Raw genomic sequence first — 21,646 nt, 5'->3', positions numbered from 1 at the left:
CAACCGCCCTTTTCCCAAGCTGCTTTCGGAATATTTATTGCTCGTCCGCCTCTCCATCCCGGATACGAGCGAGTTGCGCCAACGCCCGGCGCAGGTGATTTTCAACCGTCGTAGAACTTACGCCTACACGCTCCGCCGTCTCACGCTGGGTCAGGCCTTCCATGCGCGTGAGATGCAATATGGTGCGTGTCGGTTCGGGAAGGTTCGCCAAAGCCTCTCGGACACGCTGAAGCGTTTCGCGCGATTCCACAATACGCTCGGGACCCAGTTCATGGTCCTGCCCCCATAGCAACGCTTCCGCATGCTGAGCCACTGCCGTCTTCCGCTGATCGCTCTTGATATGGTCAACAGCGACGTTGTGGGCGAGCCGCCGCAAATAGGCGCGCTTGTTGAGAATCGGTGAATCATCTCGAACCGCCTGCACCTTCAGCCATAATTTCTGTGCGACATCCTCCGCACCATCCCGGCCAACCAGCCGGCTGACCTGTCGGAGCAGAGATTGGCGTTCTGAAAGCAACAGACGCGACAAGGCATTGGAGTTTATAGACATGACTGATTGACCACATAGTCATTACAGCAGTTGCGAATGACTTGCAATAAGGACGAGCCCTTGTTTGCTTATATGACCGTAGGCCGGATGAACCGCCATCCGCGTCGGATCGCTATTTCATCAGATTGGGCAACGCCATCGACAGAGAAGGAATATAGCTGATCAGCAAGAGCGCAAAGATCAGTGTGAGGTAGAAGGGCCAAATTGTCCGCATCGTTTGTTCGACGGAAATCTTGCCAATGGCCGCACCAACAAAAAGCACGGATCCCACCGGTGGGGTTACCAATCCGATCCCAAGATTGAGCATCATGATCACCCCGAAATGCACCGGATCAATACCCAGCACACTGACAATCGGCAGGAATATCGGCGTGGTGATTACGATCAGCGGCGACATATCCATGAATGTTCCGAGCAGAAGCAATATGACATTGATCAGCAGCAACACCAATATGGGATTGTTGGTCAATGAACTGATCAGGCTCGCCAGATCGGTCGGCACTTCTAATATGGCCAACACATAGCCGAAACTGCCTGCCGCGCCGATAATCAACAGCACCATGGCGGTAATCCGGACCGACGAAATTGCTGATTCAACAAATTTCTGAAATCCGATCGTCCGATATACCAGAACGCCGACCATGATCGTGTAGAGCACTGCCACAGCGGATGATTCCGTAGCCGTAAAAATACCGCTCAATATCCCGCCGATGATAATCACCGCGGTCAATAATCCGGGAAGCGCGAAAAGAACGGCGCGCAGGAACAGGCGCCATCCCGGAAATATACCTGCTGGATAGCCGCGCCTTCTGGCCACCAGCCATGCCACCGCCATCAACATGCCGCCGGTCAATATGCCGGGGATGATGCCAGCCAGGAACAGATCACCAATGGAAACACCGGTTCCCGACGCCGCCGCATAGATAATCATATTATGCGATGGCGGAATGAGCAGACCGACAATCGCGGCCGTGATATTCACATTGGCGGCATAGTCCCGATCATAGCCGCGCTGTTCCATGAGCGGCGAAATCGTCGATCCCATCGCAGACACATTGGCAATGGCAGACCCTGATACCGAACCGAACAGCATCGACGCACCAATATTGACTTGTCCAAGCCCGCCCCGCGCGCGACCCAGTGAAGCCTCGGCAATATCGACGAGCCTGCCGGCGATGCCCGAACGATACATGAGATCGCCCGCGAAAATGAAAAAGGGAATAGCCATCAGCGAGAAGACGCTAATCCCCGCGGCCATGCGCTGCAGGGAAACCGCAAGCGGAATATCGAGCGCGAGCAAAGCCGCCGCGCTTGCCGTAAGCAAAGCAAAAGCAACCGGCACGCCCAAGGCCAGCAATAGCAGAAGAACACCGAGCAGAATGAATAGCTCCATCAGATTTCTCCTTCGCCGTGCAAGGCGGATTCAATCGGTTTCTCCGCCGTCCAGCCGGGCCGCATCAATTCCCCGACAAATCGCGTGGTGCAGAATAATATGATCGCGGCGCCCGCAATCGGTAGCGGCAAATAGGCCCAGGAACGGGAGATACCCAGTGAAGGAATGACATGGCTGGAAATGATATTGGTAAGTTCAATGCCCCATATCAGCATCATGAAACCACAGCCGATAACAACCAGCTCGGCAATCAGACGCATGATCCGGGCAACATTTTCGGGCAGCGCATTTTGCAAGGCCATGATCCGGATATGAAAGCCTTGGTTAAATCCGGCGGCAGAAGCGAGGACGACATACCATATCATTAGCAAAAGCGCAGTCTGCTCCGACCAGCTGGGGCTGGCGTTCAGGATATAGCGTGCATAAACCTGCCAGCCGATAATCAAGGTCATCGCGACTAGCCCGGCAGCGGCTACCCATAAAATCACCCGACTCAATCGCGCGTTAAACGCTGTAATATGATCAAGCATGACCCGCCCCCATTTCGGTTATTGCGTCGACGAGATTTCGTTCGGCCGCTGTTCTGATATATTGGCTCCACACAGGTTGCGCCCGTTCGACAAAGGCCTGCTGATCATCCACCTCGTTGACCTGCACACCGCTGGCCCGGATCGCCTTTTCCGCTTCCAGCGTTTTTGCGTCCCATAATGTGCGCATATAGGGCACGGATTCTCGCGCGGACTTCTGGACAATTTCTTGCTCGGCGGGAGAAAGCATGTCCCAACGCTGTTTCGACATGACCAGCACTTCCGGCGCGATAACATGACGAGTCAGACTATAATATTTTGCCGCCTCGAAATGCCGTCCTTCATAATAGGATGGCCAATTATTCTCCGCTCCATCGATCACACCTTGCACCAGCGACTGGTACACTTCGCCCAATGCCATGGGTGTCGGATTGCCGCCCAATTCCTGGATCAGCGAGACATAAAGATCACTGTTCTGGACCCGGAATTTCATGCCCGCCATATCGTCCGGCGTTCTAATGGGGCGCTTTGTGTTGTAGAATGATCGCGCGCCTGAATCATAAAAGCACAGGCCGATCAGACCATGGGAATCCAGCGCACGAAGCACTTGCTGTCCCGGCGCTCCGTCCATTGCATAGCGCATATGGGCGACATTATTGAACAGGAAGGGAAGGCCCAGAATATTGGTCATAGGCTCTATCGAATTGAGCGGACCCAGGCTGACCCGATTGATATCAATCCCGCCAAAGGTTGTCATTTCAAGCGTGTCCCGTTCCGCACCCAATTGGCTACCGGCGTAGAGTTTCAGCGAAAGCTTGCCGTCTGAATAGCCTTCCATCAAGCGCCCCATTTCGGTGATCGCCATGGATGTCGGATAGTCTTTTGGATGAAACTCGGCCGTCCGAAACACCATGCCCGGCTCTTTTGCGCAACCGGAAAGTACCGTTGCTGCCAAGCCAGTGGCGAGCAATTGCCGCCGCGAAAAACCGCCCTGCTGCCCCAGCGTCAGGAACCCGGCCATCTTTTTCTCTCGGTAACGCACTATCGCCCCTCCCTTCGGCTACGCAAAGCAGCCTTTACTCACCGCTTCCACAATCAGCGTTGCACTCTTCCCGAACCATCCCCAGCCATCAGCTTCTCGGCTTCATCGACGCTGACCCGATTGAAGTCGCCAAGGATACTATGCTTCAGGCAGCTTGCCGCCACAGCAAATTCCAGCGACTGCTGTTTGTCATCATAAGCGTTTAGGCCATAAATCAGCGCCGAGGCAAAACTGTCGCCGCCGCCAACGCGGTCGACAATATCGGTAATCTCGTAGTGACGGGAAAGCTTGAACCCTTGCGCGCGGTCACGCAAACAGGCGGACCAGCCATTGCGATCGGCGCTATGGCTTTCCCGGAGTGTGATCGCAATGGTGCGCATATCGGGATAAAGCTCGAGAACTTTCTCCGACAGCGCTTCATATTTTGCCGTATCAAGCTCACCGGTCTCGACGTCGACATCAACGCTGATGCCGAGCGATTTCTGACAGTCTTCTTCATTGGCAATGCCGATATCCACATATCGCACGAGCTCAGTCATCACTTCCGGTGCTGTCTTGCCATATTTCCAAAGCTTGCCCCGAAAGTTGAAATCGCAAGACACCGTCACCCCGGCCTTCTTCGCTTCTTTGACGCATTCCAGACTCAGGTCGGCGGCAGACTGGCTCAGCGCAGGCGTAATCCCGGTAATATGCAGCCATTTTGCGCCCTGAAAAATCGTCGGCCAGTCAAAATCGCCCGGACCCGCTTCGCAAATCGCACTGTGTGCCCGGTCATAGACCACTTTCGACGGCCGCTGATTTGCGCCTGATTCCAAATAATAGATACCAACCCGATCACCGCTGCGCCGGATCATCGAAGTGTCTACGCCAAAGCGTCGCACTTCATTGATAGCGTGCTGCCCGATAGCATTATCGGGAAGCGCCGTTACAAAAGCAGAGGACAGACCGTAATTGCTCAGCGCGACCGCCACATTGGCTTCACCGCCACCGAAGGTCGCTTCAAACGCGGGAGATTGGAAAAAGCGCTCATGCCCCGGCGACTTCAACCGCAACATGATTTCACCAAATGACAGAAATTCAGCCATATCTCTTATCCTTCCTTATGCTCGCGTCCGGCGGGCGATTTCGACAGCTTCCTGCGCCAATCTTGTGATGGCGTCATAATCACCTGCCGCGATAAGATCCTTTGGCGTCAGCCAACTCCCGCCGCAGGCAATGACCGATGGCAGTGCCAAAAATTCTGAGAGATTATTGGCTGATACACCACCAGTCGGCATGAAATGCATGTCGCGGAATACCGAGCTGAGCGCCTTGAGCATCGGCACCCCACCGGCAAGCTTTGCGGGGAAAAATTTCACGGTCCGCAATCCCAGCGCATAGGCCCGCTGGACTTCGCCAGCGGTCATAGTCCCTCCGTAAAAGGGCAATCCGGCCCCGATACAAAATTTAGCCACCTCATCCACCAGTCCTGGGGATACCACAAATTGTGCGCCGCGCGCTTCGACCGCCTTGGCCTGCTCGACTGTGAGGACAGTGCCCGCACCAACAATGATATCCGACGTTGAGGCGATGATAGCGGACAAACATTCCAGAGCCGCGTCCGTTCGCAGCACCAGTTCGACCACGCTCAATCCGCCAGCATGTAAAGCCTTTGCGGTGGCAATGGCGACGTCAGGATCGCTCGCTTCGATCAGCGGTACGACTGGGGCAGCAGCCAGCCTAACATTCAACTGCTCGGCAATATCCATGCTCATTTCATCATTCCTGTCTCATGTCGGCTATCTCAAAATATGGGCTCAGATGGGGCGCGATATATCCAAAATACCGCGCAACATCATCACCGCCAGCCAGCCCCTTATTTGCCCTCTAGATCGCCACCAATTTGCAGGCAGCTTCCAGATCATCTCCAAATTTTGCTTTGACGGTCTGCCCGCTCGCGACGTCATGCACCCCGGTAATGGCACCTGCCGAAACCCAGATGCCCGGGGTGATGACGATGTTCCGTTTCTTCAACAGTTCGAGCAGAAAAACGACCGAACCAAATGGTCCGTCCAGCATCTCGCCCATATTATTGGAACCCACGGTTTCCCCGTCAATGTCCAGACTGACCGGCATCGCGAGCAGATCCGCGTCGCGCCATCCCGGTATCGAAGCCCCGAGAACAATACCCTTGTTATTGCCAAAATCAGAGACTGTTACCGCCGGCCCATATCCATTGATTCCCGTAAAAGGCGAGCTAGCGATTTCAATTCCGACCCGAACATCATCAATATATTGCCCGATCGTATCAATGTTAAATTCTCCGTCAGGCACCGACCCCAAGCGCAGCAGAACTTCGGCTTCAGCGGCAGCAAATCCGTCATCGAAAATCGGCATCTCGGGACCATCACCATCCGATTCATACGCAATTTCATCGACAAAAATCGGTCCCGACAACCGCTCGGCAGCAAATTTCTCGACGTGATTTGGTGGCACGCGCCCGACTTTCCAGCCGCCGATCTGACGGCCATCGAGGGCAATTGCGATATCCTGAATAGCATAGCCATCATCCATCGATTGCGGAATGTCGCCGGGATAGGAGTGCAATATGGACGCCGCCTTGCGCGCTTCAACAAAAGCTTTCGCGATAGATTGATGTCCCAAATTTTCTTGCATGGCGATATTTCCTCTTTGCCCTATTTTCCTTAATAGACACCGGTGTCAAAAACAAGTATGTTTCGTTTCTATTGGATTTCAACAAGCTGTCGACGAAATGATGGCTTTGCGCTATGCCGCTGGAAATATACGCTGGAAATTGCCCTGTCGGTTTAGAGATACGAGCCGATCAACACACGGATTTTTCTGAATGCCCACAAGAGCGAACCGTTCGAAAACAAAGCAGCCGACGATCAATGATGTTGCCGCCTTAGCCGGCGTATCCAAAAAGACAGTCAGCCGCGTTATCAATGAATCCCCTCTGATCAGCGAAAAGACCCGAGAGAAAGTCAAAAAGGTCATTGATAAGCTGGGCTTTGTCCCAAACCCGCAAGCGCGGGCCCTGGCCTTTCGACGAAATTTTCTAATCGTACTGCTGCATGATAATCCGAATGCGCAAACCGTGCTTAATTTCCAGAATGGCGTTCTGGATGCGATCAAGGATAGTGATTTGGCGCTTCTGGTCCGACCGGTCAATCGCGGCTCGGATGATATGCTGGAAAATGTTAGAGTTTTTCTGGAGAAGCAGCGGCCGATCGGCGCTCTTCTGTTACCGCCCATTTCCGAAAATGATGATCTGACCGAATTGTGCCAATCTCTGGGCGTCCGCTATGTCCGGATCGGCTCTGCGACGCTCGATGATCCCGGGCGATGCATTTCTTCCAACGACCGGGAAGTGGTTGAAAAAGCCTGTCGGGAATTGATCGATCTGGGGCATCGCCGCATCGGTTTTGTTCGGGGACCACAGGGTTTTCGATCGGCAAAAGAACGCGAACTGGGCTTTCAAGATGCCTTGGCAGCAGCGGGCTTGACGATGCCGGACGAACTTATTGCGCAGGGCAATTATCGTATCGATTCAGGGACTGAGGCAGGCGAAAGATTATTGTCGCTCAAAGACCGACCAACCGCGATATTTGCAAGCAATGATGAAATGGCAGCAGGTGTCATGCAAGTCGCGCTAGGTAACGGCATTTCGGTACCCGAACAATTGTCGATTATCGGCTTTGACGATTCCCCGACGGCCACCCACATCTGGCCTCGCCTGAGCACCGTGCGTTGGCCGATACGCGAAATGGGCGCGCACGCAGCCCATATGCTGGTTTCCGATTTTCTACCGCCGGTTCCGGATATCAAAGATCCCGAATATGCGATGCTTCCTTCCAAGTTTATCGAGCGACAATCGGTAGCAGCGCCAAAAAAATAGCGCCTAGAGCGCAGTACATATTTACGCGCCCACATTTATCGACAGAGAAACTACGAGCTCCGGACAAGGAAAAGGCCGATTTCCGGAAGAGTGGAAATCGGCCTCTCGCTGACGAACCAATCAATGGCTTTTTGAACTGGAGCTATAAGCTTTGATCAGTTCGTAGAACTCTAGGAACCGGGAAACTTCCTAGAAATTATACCGTGCTCCTATCAAAAAGTTGCGACCCGTATGATGGTAGAGCGTTGGCAGCTCTAACTGGTCGAAGGTTTGATGTTCAAACTCGTCGGTAATGTTGATCGCCTCAAATGTGACCGACAGTTTTTCGGTTACCTGATAAGATGTCGAGAAATCGAGATTGAAAGTGGATGCAACACCGCGTTCTTCCCGACCTTCCGTTCGGCCACTCGCATTGGGACGCCGTGTTTGATATTTGTCCCGATAAGCCCCCGTGATCCGAGCACTAAATTTATCATCTTCATAATATAGCGTCGTATTGAGCGAGTGCGGTGAGAAGCCGATGATGTCATCAGATTTCACATAGGTGTAGTTTGCCGTCACACCGAAGTTTTCGAACAAGCCTGGCAGAAAAGTGAACGGCGTTTGAAATACAACTTCAAAGCCCTCAATTTTTGCATCACCGCCATTCACGCGCTGATTCACATCAACACGGGGATCCAATCCATTCGCGAGATCGATACCCAGAGGGCTAGTTGGTGAGGCCACATTGTCTGGCAAGCCCGTCTGACTGAACGTCGTTTCAATGGTATCGCTCTCCACGAAGAAAGAACTAACGTCTTTCCGGAACAACGAGAGGGCCAAAAGACTTTCCGGCTGGAAATACCATTCAAAGCTCAAATCATAGGTCCAAGCCCGGAAAGGATCGAGGCCCGGGTTACCCAGATTCAATACATATGGAGGACCATTGAAAGAATCGATCGAACCGCCTGGCGTCAGATTGCCCAGCGTTGGCCGCGCCATAACACGCGATACACCGCCACGAATAACAAGATTCGAAGCAGGCTCGATCACGAGATTCAGCGATGGCAACCAGTCGTCATATTTACGGTCTAAAGTCACATTCGTAGAGCCCACAAAACCCGTCGATGACGTTTGGGTTTCGACATAGCGCACACCCAAGTCACCGCGCACCGGCAAGGAACCCAATTCAAAATTAAAGTCGGCTTGAACATAACCACCATGATCTGTTTCGACCACGCTGCGGGTATCTTGAAGGCGTTGAACCGGCTCAATGCTGAACAGATCAATCAAAGCGACAGCTGCGTCAAAATTCGCCGACACCCACGAATTATCAATGCCAGAAACACCAAGGCCGCTGCCGTAATCGGTCACCAGTCCAGCGATCGCATCCGACACTACGGGAGCCGCCGCGAAGCCGGCCAAGCCATCAACGCTGCCTTCTGCCCGTCCTTCGAAAGTGGAGAATTCGAACTTCTTATAACTATAACCCGCTCTCAGCGTGATATTGTCATTGGCTTCCCAAACGAGGTTCGGCTGTATGGTATCATAGGTGTTTTTCACACCCTGTGGACGGTTCCGAAACTGCGTGAACAGGAATGATGCCGGGTTGGTAACGTCAAAGTCACCAAAACCAATCGCGGGCGTTTCAAGACTGCCGGTAAAGTCGTAGGAATAACCATTGACCGGGCTGGCAGCGTCAAAGAATATCGTCGCCTGTTGTGGCACATTGAAGTCCGATACGGAAAGCCCGCCAAGAATATCAAATTGCAGACTGTCGGTTACATCATATTTGACGCGGCCGGTAATCTGATAATATTCGTTGGACAATCTATCCTGACGATGTTCGCTGCGGATCGGCACAAGACCATTTCCGGCATCGGGTTGAACATTCGCAACCAACCGCGTGATCACGCCGTCGGAATTGATATCATAGGCGGTCACATCAAAATTATCTGTGTTACCCCGCACGAATGCTTCTAGAAATTCCTCATCGCGCACGCCGTTGAATTTCGAATAGAGTCCGTCAAAACTCACGCTCAGACGGTCGCTCGGATTAAATTCCAGCGAACCGGTAAGACCGAGACGTTCTTGCTGATAATCCAGCCGTCCATAGCGAGGAATACGCGCATAATAAGCGTTGCGGAGTTCTTCACATGCACCGCCTACGGGATTGCCTGCACAAATTTCACCATTGGCAGACCGGAACGTTCCCAAATCATCAAACCGAACCGATGAGAAGCCCTCTTCGCGAATGTTGCGGTCAGAATATGCAACCGAAACAAGCGCGCCGAATGTTTCATCTTCATTTGTGAAGGACAACAAGCCTGCAATCCGGGGACCGAGATCTTCAGAAAGATCATTGTAGAAACCCTGCGCCGAAATCGCGCCCGTGAGGCCCGGACCATAGTCAGATGGCCGACCGGTATTCAGTTCCACATTGGCGCCCAGCGAACCCTCTTCGATAGAGGCCGACTGGGTTTTGCGCACTTTCAACTCATTGAACAGTTCCGAGGCAAATGCGTTGAAATCGAACGAGCGTGTGCGGTTGGTTCCGCCCGACGCATCCGAACCACCATTGGTAGAGATAGCTTCGAGGCCGTTAATCCGGACGCGTGTGAAGTCACCGCCCAGTCCGCGAACCGTAACCCGTCGTCCTTCGCCTGCTTGACGGTCAATCGCGACACCGGGAATTCTTTGCAACGACTCCGCAAGATTTAGATCAGGGAAATCCGCAATATCTTCTGCCTTGATGACGTCGACAACGCCTGTTTCGAGGCGCTTTTCGTCCAGTGCCGCGTTCAGGCTACCGCGGAAGCCGGTGACGACAATAACATCATCACCATCCGCATTCTGCTCACCGTCCTGTGCATAAGCCGGAGTTGCGAGCAAGCCGGCAATCGAGGCACTGCAAGCAAGCGCAGCGGCGACTTTACGGCGGGAATTTGCAAAACCATTTTTCATAATATATCCTCCCAAAACTTTCCTACCCATAAGTACCAGCCTAAATGACACCGGTTACTTCTTTGGCAAAAACAACTGTCTGGCTGTAATGAGTGACAGTATTTCTGCGATAAACAATGGTCGTGTGTCGTTGAAATCTTCTACGGCCCATACCGGAACTTTTATGGTAACCGGTGTCATTCTTATTGCTGCTTTTGAAAACTTATGTCAAGAGAGAATTATAGGAGATGTAAATTGATAAAGATATCACTGCAAATTTTGCTCGTTTTGGCCGGAATAGTCAGCTTTCAGGCCTCCCCTTCTTTCGCGCAAAACCAGGTCGCTTTCCCCGGCGCGGTTGGTCCGGCGGCGCAAACCATTGGCGGCCGAGGCGGTCAGATCATTCGCGTCACGACGCTCGCCTCAGACGGTCCGGGGTCATTAAAAGCAGCCATCGAGACACAGGGGCCGCGAATCATTGTCTTTGAAGTTGGCGGCGTGATCGACATGGAAAGAAACAATCTGACAATCGCAGAACCTTTTCTAACGATCGCGGGGCAGACCGCTCCGGGACCCGGCATCACGATCATTCGCAGCGGTATTGACGTGAGAACACATGATGTCGTGATCCGCCATTTGCGGGTCTACACAGGTGTCGACGGTCAACCGAAACGAAGCGGTTGGGAAGCCGACGCCATTTCAACCGTCAGCGCTAAAAATGTGATTGTAGATCATTGTACTTTACTATGGGCGGTCGACGAAAACATGTCCGCTTCCGGCCCTCGCTTCACCGGCAAAACGTTGGAAGAATGGCGCGCAGGTACCAGTCGCAACATTACCTTCTCCAACAATTTGGCCGCTGAAGGGCTGGCCGATGCCAGCCACCCGAAAGGCGAGCACAGCAAAGGATCTTTAATCCATGACAATGTTACTGGCATGGTATTCTACCGGAACCTTTGGGCGCATAATGTTGAGCGCAGTCCGCTGATAAAAGGCGGCGCACAGGCATTGATGGTCAATAACTTCATCTATAATCCGCAGCATCGAGCGGTGCATTACAACCTTATGAATCTCGAATGGGCCGGCCATGAATATGTGGCCGGAGAGATTAGTGCGATCGGCAATGTGATGCGGGGCGGCAATGATACCAATCCCCGCCTGCCCTTTCTGATGCTGGGTGGCGATGGCGATCTCAAATATTATGAAGAGGATAATATCGCCGTTGATAGACAGGGCGAGCCGCTTCCGATGTTTGGACGCTATGGAGAAACCCGTGCCGAACTGATCACCGTTCAGGAGCCAATGGCATCGACTAGCGATATGCAGATTCTGCCCGCGCGTGACGTAGAAACATCCGTATTGGCAAACGTAGGCGCAAGACCGTGGGCCCGTGATAATGAGGAAATCCGGATATTATTCTACGTGGCCGAGGGCCGCGGCGAGATCATCGACGACGAGAATGAGGTGAGCGGCTATCCCGAAGTGACCGCTCCGGTGCGGATGCCATTTGATGAAAGCCAATGGGACATTGCGACGATGGAACCCTTGTCCGGTCTTTATCCCGGCCAGTCCGCTCCAGCGCCGCAAGAAAGGCTGAGCGATCGGGATGCAGCCATGCGCACGACGAAGCAGTAGGGCGATGGGATTACGAAGGCGCGACCTTTTTAAGGCCGCGCTTCTGACCGGTATAGCGAGCCTTGTCGTCCGCAATGACTCGCTATACGCCCAACTTGCTGATCGTTCATCCGGTCCAACGACAAGATGGAATCGGCCCGCCAATATTGCGCCGGATGAAATTATATCCCTATGGCCCGAACACCACCTGACCATTCCAAAAGGCCTGTCAGAACAGATCGTGCAGCGCAGCGATGATCCGCTCGCTAGCGACCGCATCGCTCAATATATAACCAACCCGAGGCTGGAGATCTTTCGACCCGCCACGCCCAATGGGGCGGCTGCCATCATCGCGCCCGGTGGTGGGTATCGCTACTGCGTGGTCGACAAGGAAGGTTATGAGCTGGCCCGGCTGCTGCGCGAACGCGGTGTTACCGTCTATGTTCTTTTCTACCGCTTGCCCGGCGACGGCTGGGCAGATGCCCATGATGTACCGCTTGTCGACGCACAGCGCGCGGTTCGCATGGTCCGCGCACGCGCGACGCAAGACCATATTCACCCCGACAAAATGGCCTTCATTGGTTTTTCGGCTGGCGGCCATGTCGCAACCAGCCTGCTGACGCGTTTCGATGCCGCCGTCTATGATCCCGTCGACCTAGCGGATGGTGCATCCGCTCGCCCGGATGCGGTCATCGCCATCTATCCGGTCGTATCAATGGACCCGGCTATCACCCATGTTGGTAGCCGCGATCGCTTGATCGGGGCACACCCCAATCCTGCCATGACCGAGCGATATTCGCCCGAACAAAATGTCCGGGACGATATGCCACCCCTGTTTCTGCTGCATGCCGAGGACGATGACATCGTGCCTATCGCCAACAGCAAACGGCTGCACGAAGCCGCGAGCGCCATCGGAGCTGCGGTAGAGGCCCATTATTTTGCGCAGGGTGCGCACGGCTTCGGGCTCATGAAAACGGCAGGTCTACCCGTATCTATTTGGCCAGAATTGCTCTGGAACTGGCTGCATGCAAACAAGCTGACTTGAAAACAGCAGCCGTTCGCCGTCAATATTTCCAGCGTTCCGTCAGCATTTCAGCCTTGCCGTCTTTCACCGCAATTTCTGCAGATGGTTCTTTTGGATTTCCGTCTTCGAACAGTTCGTAAATGATCGTTCCGTCCTGCTGCACGCTCTCGATCACGCGCACCGGGGCGAACAGACCTGAAGGGGCAGCGGCACGGGCATCTTCCGGCACATCGGTCCATGCTATATCGCGCTGCACTTCGACCACCACATAGCCGTCATTTTCCTCCAACATATCCAGCTCGACCTCGCTGCCATCGGGCCGCGTTCCTTCGACATCGTAAAAGACCATGCCGTCGCGTTCTTTGCGTTCAGCTTCCAGGATCACCATCCCGGGAATTTTGGACAAGGCGGTGGACCGCACCGCTTCGGGAACATCGTCGACTTTGGTAATCGTCGCTTCTGGTCCTGCATCCAATATCGCGGATTCGCCCGCATCCTGTTCTGATGGTGAACAGGCCGCCAATGCTGCGCAGCCAATTGTCATTGTGATCAGATATTTCATTCTCTCTCTCCTGTTATCGCACTATCAAATTGTGAACTCATGCCGCTTCAGCTTCCCGGCTGAATATAGGGAACCGTCGCAAATATTTGCCTTTCCCATTTTCGTGGGTCTTCCTCGACCCGGCTATTCTCATCAAAAATCATCGTCTGTCGTGATGCGAGATCATAAGGCGCCCAGCCGGGGTTCCCGGTTCTCGCGAACCGCACGAAGGCTACCATCATCTTGTCGCTCATCGCCTGTTGCTCGGCGGTGGGGTTGATCATGGTCCCGAAAGACAGCGCAATATCATCGGTATGTTTGGCCTGCGCAAAATCCAGCTGATAGACAAAGGTACGATCAGCGGACGGCGCACTAGGTCTTGCCCGCGCTTCCGCCTCTTCCACCTGCCCACGCCAACTGCGCGCCGCGGTAACAATGCGATGGAATAGCTCAAGTGGCTTTGCCTCGGGGTAGCGGTTGCGAAATTGTGACACCACCCAGTCGGGCCGTATGTCGACCCGCATCTGCGGCGCAATCCGCTCGGCCAGATTGTCCATCGTCAAGTCGGCGATCGGCGGTTTGTTTAAACGATAGAACGCCCGGCTTTCCATGATCGTGTTGCCCAGCATCATCGGAATATGGCTCGATTGCGGCGCGGCATCTGGCCAGAACGGGTGGCGCATCAAATGCCGCATATCCAGCACCGGTCCCATGTAAAGGCGACCACCCAATATCGGGTCGGTTGCGGATAGCGCGCGCATCAATCGGTCAACGGCGGCCGTTTCTGGATCCACATCTTCACCCAGTGCCGCGAGAAACGCAGCACTGCGCTTCCCTGCATTCAGTGGGCCCGAAGCGGTCACCTGCTGGCCGGACATGGTAATGGCTTTGTGGAACAGTCCCTTGGCCGCGGGCATAGCCATGAGCGTTGCGATTTTTGCGCCACCACCAGACTGGCCGAAGACCGTAACATTATCGGGATCACCACCAAAGGCGTTGATGTTGCGCTGGACCCATTGCAGCGCCGCGATCAGGTCCAGCTGACCATTATTGCCGCTGCCGGGAAAACGATCAGGCCGATAGAGATAGCCCAGAACATTGAGCCGGTGATTGACCGTGACCACCACAACGTCACCTTGTGCCGCCAAATCGGTGCCGTCATTGACGGGATCAGTCACGCTTCCCGACGCATAAGCGCCGCCGTGGAAATAGACCATGACCGGCCGCGCTTGGTGAGAAGCCGCAGCGGGGGTCCAGATATTCAGGAACAGGCAATCCTCTGATTGCGGCTGATATCTCTGGCCACGCTGGGGGCATACCGGACCAAATTCTCTGTCCGCTGTCTGCTCGGCAACCAAGACCGGCTGCGGCGCCCGAAAGCGGTCCGCGCGGGCATAGCGTATGCCGACAAAACGCCTGACTTTGCTTTTTGCTGGCTCAGCGACGTCATATGCGAAACTTCCGACATAGCGGCCAGCCGGCGCTTCTATCATTGGAAAAGCTATTGTCGTTGCCTGGACACCGCTAGCGGTCAGGACAGCGGCCCCGATCCCGCCAAGAACAACCCGGCGGTTCGGACGAAATCTAACGCGCGAGCCAACCACCGTCGACCGCGAGTATGTGCCCCTGCACATAGTTGGATGCATCTGATGCCAGGAAGATGGCGGCACCACCGACATCCGACGGATCGCCCCAGCGGCCCGCCGGTATCCGCTCCATAATCTGGCGGTTGCGATCTTCATCCGCTTGCAAGGCGGCCGTATTGTTGGTGGCGATATAGCCCGGCGCAATAGCGTTCACACACACGCCCTTTGCAGCCCATTCATTTGCCAGAAGCTTGGTCAGCCCACCCACGCCTGATTTCGACGCCGTGTAGCTGGACACGCGGATGCCGCCCTGAAAAGTCAACATGGAAGCGATATTGATAATCTTGCCGATACGACCATCGCTCTCATGCGCGGCGATCATCTCACGCCCTGCGGCCTGGCTCAGGAAGAACAAGCTCTTCAGGTTCGTGTCCATCACCACGTCCCAATCGTCCTCGGAAAAATAGACGGCATCGTTCCGGCGGATCGTTCCGGCATTGTTGACGAGAATATCAATGCTGCCGAATCTTTCCTTGGTCTCATCGATGATGCGCTGGACCGGCTCGGTCGATGACAAATCGGCCGAGATAATCTCCGCATCGGAACCAAGCGCCTTCGCTTTTTCGACGGTCTCGGTGGCCGGCGAGCGACCCACAGCGGCAATATTCGCGCCTGCCTCGGCAAGCGCCAGCGCAATGCCCCGACCGATGCCGGTATTGGCGCCGGTTACAACGGCTGTTTTCCCGGTGAGGTTGAACATATCCATTATTTCAGCTGACAAATGTCGAGAACATTCATGTCGGTATAGTCGAGATTTTCACCGCCCATTGCCCAAATGAAGGCATATTTTTTGGTGCCAGACCCCATATGGATCGACCATGGCGGGCTGATCACCGCTTCTTCATTGGCGATCACGATATGCCGCATGCTTTCCGGCTCGCCCATATAGTGGAAAACACGGTCGCTTTCTTCGGGCATGTCAAAATACATGTAAATCTCGCTGCGACGGTCGTGCAGATGCGGCGGCATGGTGTTCCACACGCTGCCTTCTTCCAACACCGTCAGGCCCAGCAACAATTGCGCGCTTTCGCAAACCCCGGGAATGACCAGCTGATAAATGGTCCGCTGGTTCGAATTGGCGAGATCCCCCCGGTCTAACGGGTTGGCCTCCTGCAATGTGATATGCTTGATCGGGCAAATTTTATGGGCGAGCAGCGATGCCAGATAGAAGCGCGCACCATCTCCTTCAAAGGTCACATCCTTGGACCCCATCGGAATATAGAGGCATTCCTTATTGCCCATTTCAAAAATCTGGCCATCAACCGTCACCTTGCCAATGCCGCCGATATTAACGGCAGCCATCTCGCGGCGTTCCAGAAAAGGATGGCCCGCCGCTGATTCCGGTTCGGTCTGATCGGGCAATTTCAGCGCACCACCATTGGGCACGGCTCCGCCAATGACAAAGCGTTCATTATGCGAATAGTTCAAATTGACTTTTCCGTCCTCAAACATGTTCTGCACCAAATGCCGATCAACAAGCGCATCATTGTCGACAGATTCCATCATATCTGGATGGGTTGCATGATAGGTTTTCTGGAACATATTTGAGCCTCGTAACTATTGTGTGGTGCCGTCGATAAGATGCCGTTACGCAATTAGGTAACCGGTGTCAATAGAAGGTTTCGGTCATATTTCCGGCAAACATTCTCTCCCAATTGCAATGATTGAGTGATAAAATTTTCAGATTACAAGTAAAGCCCAACACCGCCAGAAGATGCAGCCGGCTGGTGAATATGGGGCGTAAGCGGCTGTGAACGATATGCTGTTGTCAAAGCAGATAGCTTGAAAAATGGCTTGCTGATTTGATCATACCGCGATTCCTGTTATCGTGATGTAACATCGCAAAGAATGGATTTGAATGGACATTACTGATCGCTTAGCGGCTCTTGAATCTTTTTTTGCATGTTCGCAGACCGATGCAGAAAAGCTTAATGCCGCTATGTCCTTTGCTACCTATCGTCACAAAGACATATTGATCCATCAAGGTGACATTGGTGCAAAGCTTTGGATCGTGCTCCACGGACGGGCACAGCTACAGATCATCGGGATCGATGGCCAAATCCAATTGCTTGCTTCCCACGGCCCAGGCGAGCTCTTTGGTACTTTCCCGCATGAACAAGCCGTAATTTCCGATATCACCGCGCAAGACCGATTGTCCGTGCTCGAGATTCCAACCGCCAAGATGACAGCACTATTGCAGGAAGAAGCAGGGATTGGCAGCGGTCTATCCAAAATATTGGGGCGGCAATATAATGCTGTACTCGACCGTATGGCCGCGCGCATCACGCTGACCGCCAATGGCCGCGTCTACGCCGAATTACTGCGCACAGCGGGGGAAGAAGGTCGAATATCCCCGCCACCGGTAATCGCGGCGCTCGCTTTATCCGCCCAGACTACGCGGGAAACCGGTTCGCGAGCGATTAGTGCGTTGGAACGCCGGGGTATCATCCAACGCGATGAAGAACGGCTAAAGATCGTATCACGCGGCTTGCTCGAAGAACTGGTGATCTGAACCGCTGCCGTTTAGGCAACAGACCATAAGGACAACGGACCATGAGCGGTTTGCAATTCGCCTATCTCCTCAATCACCTGCTCAGCAGATTGCGACCGCAAGACCATGGCGGATTTATAGTCGGTCAATATCGATTCCCCGCGTGAAGCCCGCGCCATATCACTGGCCTGCTCCAGCAAAGAGGCCGCAGGCTGGCGAGGGTCCATAATGTCGATGAGTAAGCTGACGCGGCGATCAGCATCATGATGCAACAGCGATAGACCGGTTGACAATAAGGCCGCTGGATCGGTTGAAATCTGATAATGTGCATCCCCAGCTGATTCAAAACCGTCGCCAGCCCCAGGTGCTGATGACAGCCCATCCTGATCCAGACCAGCGACCCAAAGAATCGCGGAAATCTCTCTGGTTTCTTCATTTGAGGGCGCGGTGACCGACTGGTGATCCACCTTGCGGGCAACCGATATAGAAAATTGATCATGGCCCGTATCGGCCCAGACCAGATGCTGGCCACGCGGTTGATCGCCAACGCCGGTAATCGTCAGCGCCTTGGGTTTGCTTTGCAACACTACGGCGTTGCGGATAGATTGGCCGACGGCGACCAGATCAGCCAATTCCACCGCAACCGCAATCGACGGCTCTTCTTCATCCGGCAATTCGGTCAACACATCCAGCTTGGCGGCCACCGCAATCAGCGCGTCAAAGCGAGCAACCCAATGGTCCCCAAAAGGCGCAACCGACAGATCGCGAAAGCGGTCCACCGGATAGGGCAATATGACATGGAGCTCCGCGCCCGCCTTGTGCAGCGCCTCGGCAATCAATATGTCCGCCCCCGCCGCCAGCGCGCCAAAGCCGAAGCCTGGTTTTTCGCGCGCGATAATCTCATCGATATCCTGAAGGATGGCCGGATCTGTCTCATCCAGCCCGATAATACCGCTAAAATAGAGACTGGGTGGCGGACGATGCCGGTCAAGCCAAGTAGCATCTTTGCCCTGCTCCGCGAGTATCAGCGCAAACTGGCCGATGGTCGCGGCATGATCTTCCCAAGCCTGCGGTAATTTCGCGATCCCGTCTGCGAGCGCCGCACGGGCACCCGTTTCGTCCCCCAGCAACAACAAAGCCTCCGCCCGCGTCGCCGCGCGCCAATAGGCATTTTCGCCCTGATCGGGATCGCTCTCCAGCAGCGCCAGGGTTTCTTGCGCAAGCGACCGCGCCCGTTCTGGCTTGCCGCCAAGCAGCGCCAGCGCCGCGGCATTGATCAGCGGATAGCTATCCCGCTCCAACACAGCAGCAGCCGCATAAGCCTCCGCCGCTTCGCCATAAAGCCGGGTGCGCTCGGCGCCATCAGCAACCTTCGCCTGATCCTTGAGCAGGCGACCTTTTAGAGTGAGCGCTTTGCGGTCATCGGCGCGCGCGTCCCAGCCAGCAGACTGAAACAACGCCCAAGCCCGCGCGGGGTTACCCGCGCGGGCTATGGAGAGGATTTGATGGAGAGGGGTCATAAAAATTAGTCAACCGCCACTATTACCGCCAGGGTGTCCAACATCTGGATCGATTATGATGGGAATATATCTGGCCAGATCATTCTTGTCGTTGATTTCGACATGAATATTAAACCGTGCCACAAACTTCCCGTCCTTGTAGAAATTTCTTGCTTCCGCGCAATTGAACATGAAGCAAGCCCAATTAGTGCTCTCATAGGGTTTTGCGCCTATTGGGAGCTCATCATTGAGCGGTATTTGGGGCGCAAGCCTTCCATCCTTCAGATACAACAGCTGGGTATCCGAGAACAGCTTATCCATTATCGAACCCTTTTCACCAACGGTGATCGGAGAAAAAATCGTAGAATATCTCCACTTTATTCCACTATGTTCTCTACCTGAGGCCAGCTTTATTACATACAAACACCGTTCGGATATTTCTATTTTCGGTTCAGTGGGAGACGGCGGCTCCTTATTAGTAGGCATTCTTAGTGCAAGTGGGCTTCGATCTCGATATCCATTAGGTTTAGCGCTATCCCAATGCGGCAGCACCCGGCTTCGATGCGAAGTTCCATGTGGCGGGAAATTGTCTACTCTCATTGACTCTGCAATCTTCTGGTAAGCCTCTGGCCAGTCAGACACGATTTCGATCGCAGAATCTGTATATTTGAGAGATATACCGTCGACAATATCGAAGTCCAATTCAAAGTAGCGAATCATATCGGGCGCTAATCCGGATACTGTAGTTGTGGGGCGTAAGGTCCCACTCGAAAAAACTTGCACACCTAAGGTTGAAAGTCCAGATGCAACTTTATTTGTAAATGTTTCTATAAACATACTTACCTCTTGTTCATTGTGGGCCTATTTATGAAGTTTATTCTCTAATTCTTTTATTCTACTTAACCATATATCCCATCTTTTATTGTCAGGGTCCTTGGAAACTATCTGATAGGCAAGCGACAATGCTTGTCTATTCAAGTTTTGAGCTTCTTTAAACTGGCCATTTTTTTCTAACGCTTCCGACAGAGTCATTTTGGAACGTGTCAAGGCGTCGAGAACAGTCATATTCTTCGGTTCTTGCTTCAAGACTTTTGACAATAAGTCATCCTGACGTCTGTACCAGACAGTCGCTTTCGTTGATTGGCCAATGGCACCGAAAGCATCACCCATGAAAGCAAAGCGATTTGCCAAATCTATTTGGGATTGGGTATCATTTGAATAGCCTTCGGAAACCTGCTCAATAGATTTCAAGGCAGACATACAAGTTTCTATCGGGTTAGTTCTCTTGTCCTCCCGCTGTAAAGCAAGCGTACACAAGTTACCGTCTGCATAGCCCGCTTCACGAAGCCAACCCAAATTTGCACTGTCCTTTTTAATCAACTGATCAGCAAGCAGTTTATATTGCTGCCAATGGATTTCAGTCGTCCCCCAGTCTTTCAGCAGATAAGCAATATACCCAACCCAATATTCACTCTGCGCATGCCCGAAAACCCGGTCCGGATTCTCCGGATCCCTCTGCAACAATGCCTCCGTCACCCGGTGCGCCTCGGAAAATTTCTCGAGCGCCCTATGCAGACCCCCGCGCTTTTCATCATCCTCACCCATAGCGTGCAATATCCGCGCGCGCCGCTCTAGGCTTTCGGCCGGCATCTCGGACAGGTCGCCCTGGTCCTCATAATAGTCCATCGCCCGTTCGTTGACCTTGGTCATCACGTCGAGCCGGCCGACGCCCTTCAACTCGGTTCGCAAATCAGTCAGCATATATTCGACCAGCCCTTCGGCTTCGGCTTGCTGATGCTGCGCTTCGTTGCGCGACTGGAGTGCGAATACTGTCATCCCGATCATGGCTAGCAGCGCGATCAGCGCGCCGCCCGTGACCGCCATCACGCGGCGGATCCGGCGGGTGGCGTCGCGTTGGACCAGCGCGTCGAGCGGGACACCGGCAATGCCCGCGACAATCTTCAGAAAGCCCAGCCGCCAGCCATCGCCTTCCTTGCGCAGATCCGCCGCCAGCGGCTCCGCGCCTTCTGATAATGCTGCTGGGAAGGCCTCTTCGGGTTCGCCACGTACTAGCGCCGCTAACACCGGGCGCTCCGGATGGAGCGAGCGGAACAATGAGATTTCCTGCGCCACCCAAGGGGAAGCCTGCGCATCGGGCGAACAGAGTACGATCAGTGCTTCGGAGCGGGACAGTGCATCCTTCACCGCCTCCGAAAGATCCTGCGCGGCGGGCAAATCTTCGCGATCCCGGAATATCTTACCAAGCCGACGACTGGCCAGCCCACCACCCGCCGTTTCCAGACCATCGGTGATCCGCGCGGGCAGGCGATAATTTTCTATCTTCCGGTGAAGTCTCCGCGCCACCTTGGCGTCCGCATGGCTATAGCTGACAAACGCCCGAAAGCGATCAGCAAATATTTCATCATGCGCGGAAGACCCCGACTCCATCAACACCCCTCATGGGTGCAATAGTAATCATATTGTAAACTATAATTCAAT

19 protein-coding genes are annotated in these 21,646 nt (G+C 53.9%); 4 read left to right on the top strand and 15 right to left on the bottom strand.

Annotated features, from left to right (window positions below; genetic code table 11):
- Positions 1-34: 34 nt before the first annotated feature.
- From ABJG22_RS02530 to ABJG22_RS02500, 7 genes are all read right to left on the bottom strand, one after another.
- On the bottom strand, positions 35-550 hold the full coding sequence (locus ABJG22_RS02530) for an RNA polymerase sigma factor (RefSeq protein WP_348018657.1): 516 nt from the start codon (positions 548-550) through the stop codon (positions 35-37).
- Positions 551-662: 112 nt separating this feature from the next.
- The gene (locus tag ABJG22_RS02525) at positions 663-1,943 is read right to left on the bottom strand and encodes a TRAP transporter large permease (protein WP_348018656.1); all 1,281 of its coding nucleotides are present in this window, start codon (positions 1,941-1,943) and stop codon (positions 663-665) included.
- Positions 1,943-2,473, bottom strand: a complete 531-nt coding sequence (locus ABJG22_RS02520) for a TRAP transporter small permease (protein WP_348018655.1) — start codon at positions 2,471-2,473, stop codon at positions 1,943-1,945. Before ABJG22_RS02520 ends, ABJG22_RS02525 begins: the two co-directional genes overlap by 1 nt.
- Complete coding sequence (locus ABJG22_RS02515; protein WP_348018654.1) at positions 2,466-3,512, bottom strand: TRAP transporter substrate-binding protein; 1,047 nt, start codon at positions 3,510-3,512, stop codon at positions 2,466-2,468. Before ABJG22_RS02515 ends, ABJG22_RS02520 begins: the two co-directional genes overlap by 8 nt.
- 53 nt (positions 3,513-3,565) lie before the next feature.
- On the bottom strand, positions 3,566-4,597 hold the full coding sequence (locus tag ABJG22_RS02510) for a sugar kinase (RefSeq protein WP_348018653.1): 1,032 nt from the start codon (positions 4,595-4,597) through the stop codon (positions 3,566-3,568).
- Between the two features lie 15 nt (positions 4,598-4,612).
- Positions 4,613-5,266, bottom strand: a complete 654-nt coding sequence (gene eda, locus ABJG22_RS02505; protein WP_348018652.1) for a bifunctional 4-hydroxy-2-oxoglutarate aldolase/2-dehydro-3-deoxy-phosphogluconate aldolase — start codon at positions 5,264-5,266, stop codon at positions 4,613-4,615.
- Positions 5,267-5,378: 112 nt separating this feature from the next.
- Positions 5,379-6,167: a 2-keto-4-pentenoate hydratase gene (locus ABJG22_RS02500; protein WP_348018651.1), complete on the bottom strand. Its 789-nt coding sequence runs from the start codon at positions 6,165-6,167 to the stop codon at positions 5,379-5,381.
- A gap of 190 nt (positions 6,168-6,357) precedes the next feature.
- On the opposite strand from ABJG22_RS02500, the gene ABJG22_RS02495 reads away from it, so the two are divergent.
- Positions 6,358-7,410 carry a LacI family DNA-binding transcriptional regulator gene (locus tag ABJG22_RS02495; RefSeq protein WP_348018650.1) on the top strand — a complete coding sequence of 351 codons (1,053 nt, stop codon included), beginning with the start codon at positions 6,358-6,360 and terminating at the stop codon, positions 7,408-7,410.
- A 189-nt stretch (positions 7,411-7,599) separates the two neighbouring features.
- Here the strand turns inward: ABJG22_RS02495 and ABJG22_RS02490 are convergent, their stop codons facing one another.
- The gene (locus ABJG22_RS02490) at positions 7,600-10,353 is read right to left on the bottom strand and encodes a TonB-dependent receptor (protein ID WP_348018649.1); all 2,754 of its coding nucleotides are present in this window, start codon (positions 10,351-10,353) and stop codon (positions 7,600-7,602) included.
- Positions 10,354-10,590: 237 nt separating this feature from the next.
- Here ABJG22_RS02490 and ABJG22_RS02485 point away from each other — a divergent pair, with 237 nt between their 5' ends.
- The gene (locus ABJG22_RS02485; RefSeq protein ID WP_348018785.1) at positions 10,591-11,967 is read left to right on the top strand and encodes a pectate lyase; all 1,377 of its coding nucleotides are present in this window, start codon (positions 10,591-10,593) and stop codon (positions 11,965-11,967) included.
- A gap of 4 nt (positions 11,968-11,971) precedes the next feature.
- Positions 11,972-12,991, top strand: a complete 1,020-nt coding sequence (locus ABJG22_RS02480; protein WP_348018648.1) for an alpha/beta hydrolase — start codon at positions 11,972-11,974, stop codon at positions 12,989-12,991.
- Between the two features lie 19 nt (positions 12,992-13,010).
- Here the strand turns inward: ABJG22_RS02480 and ABJG22_RS02475 are convergent, their stop codons facing one another.
- From ABJG22_RS02475 to kduI, 4 genes are all read right to left on the bottom strand, one after another.
- Positions 13,011-13,532 (bottom strand): hypothetical protein, encoded by a 522-nt coding sequence (locus ABJG22_RS02475; RefSeq protein WP_348018647.1) that lies wholly within the window; start codon positions 13,530-13,532, stop codon positions 13,011-13,013.
- Positions 13,533-13,579: 47 nt separating this feature from the next.
- Complete coding sequence (locus tag ABJG22_RS02470; RefSeq protein WP_348018646.1) at positions 13,580-15,004, bottom strand: carboxylesterase family protein; 1,425 nt, start codon at positions 15,002-15,004, stop codon at positions 13,580-13,582.
- A gap of 91 nt (positions 15,005-15,095) precedes the next feature.
- Positions 15,096-15,863, bottom strand: coding sequence for a 2-dehydro-3-deoxy-D-gluconate 5-dehydrogenase KduD (gene kduD, locus ABJG22_RS02465; protein WP_348018645.1), 768 nt, complete (start codon positions 15,861-15,863; stop codon positions 15,096-15,098).
- The gene (gene kduI / locus ABJG22_RS02460) at positions 15,863-16,699 is read right to left on the bottom strand and encodes a 5-dehydro-4-deoxy-D-glucuronate isomerase (RefSeq protein WP_348018644.1); all 837 of its coding nucleotides are present in this window, start codon (positions 16,697-16,699) and stop codon (positions 15,863-15,865) included. The genes kduD and kduI overlap by 1 nt, the downstream gene beginning before the upstream one ends.
- 316 nt (positions 16,700-17,015) lie before the next feature.
- On the opposite strand from kduI, the gene ABJG22_RS02455 reads away from it, so the two are divergent.
- Positions 17,016-17,669 carry a Crp/Fnr family transcriptional regulator gene (locus ABJG22_RS02455; protein WP_348018643.1) on the top strand — a complete coding sequence of 218 codons (654 nt, stop codon included), beginning with the start codon at positions 17,016-17,018 and terminating at the stop codon, positions 17,667-17,669.
- 11 nt (positions 17,670-17,680) lie between these two features.
- Here ABJG22_RS02455 and ABJG22_RS02450 read toward each other — a convergent pair whose 3' ends face one another.
- The 3 genes from ABJG22_RS02450 to ABJG22_RS02440 are packed head-to-tail and all read right to left on the bottom strand — an operon-like array spanning position 17,681 to position 21,595.
- On the bottom strand, positions 17,681-19,168 hold the full coding sequence (locus ABJG22_RS02450) for a tetratricopeptide repeat-containing protein (protein WP_348018642.1): 1,488 nt from the start codon (positions 19,166-19,168) through the stop codon (positions 17,681-17,683).
- A gap of 9 nt (positions 19,169-19,177) precedes the next feature.
- Positions 19,178-19,984: a hypothetical protein gene (locus tag ABJG22_RS02445; RefSeq protein ID WP_348018641.1), complete on the bottom strand. Its 807-nt coding sequence runs from the start codon at positions 19,982-19,984 to the stop codon at positions 19,178-19,180.
- A 24-nt stretch (positions 19,985-20,008) separates the two neighbouring features.
- Positions 20,009-21,595: a toll/interleukin-1 receptor domain-containing protein gene (locus tag ABJG22_RS02440; protein WP_348018640.1), complete on the bottom strand. Its 1,587-nt coding sequence runs from the start codon at positions 21,593-21,595 to the stop codon at positions 20,009-20,011.
- Between the last annotated feature and the right edge of the window lie 51 nt (positions 21,596-21,646).

This window comes from Parasphingorhabdus sp. (assembly GCF_039939955.1).
Taxonomy (GTDB): Bacteria; Pseudomonadota; Alphaproteobacteria; order Sphingomonadales; family Sphingomonadaceae; genus Parasphingorhabdus.
This window is presented reverse-complemented; position numbering and strand designations above follow the sequence as displayed.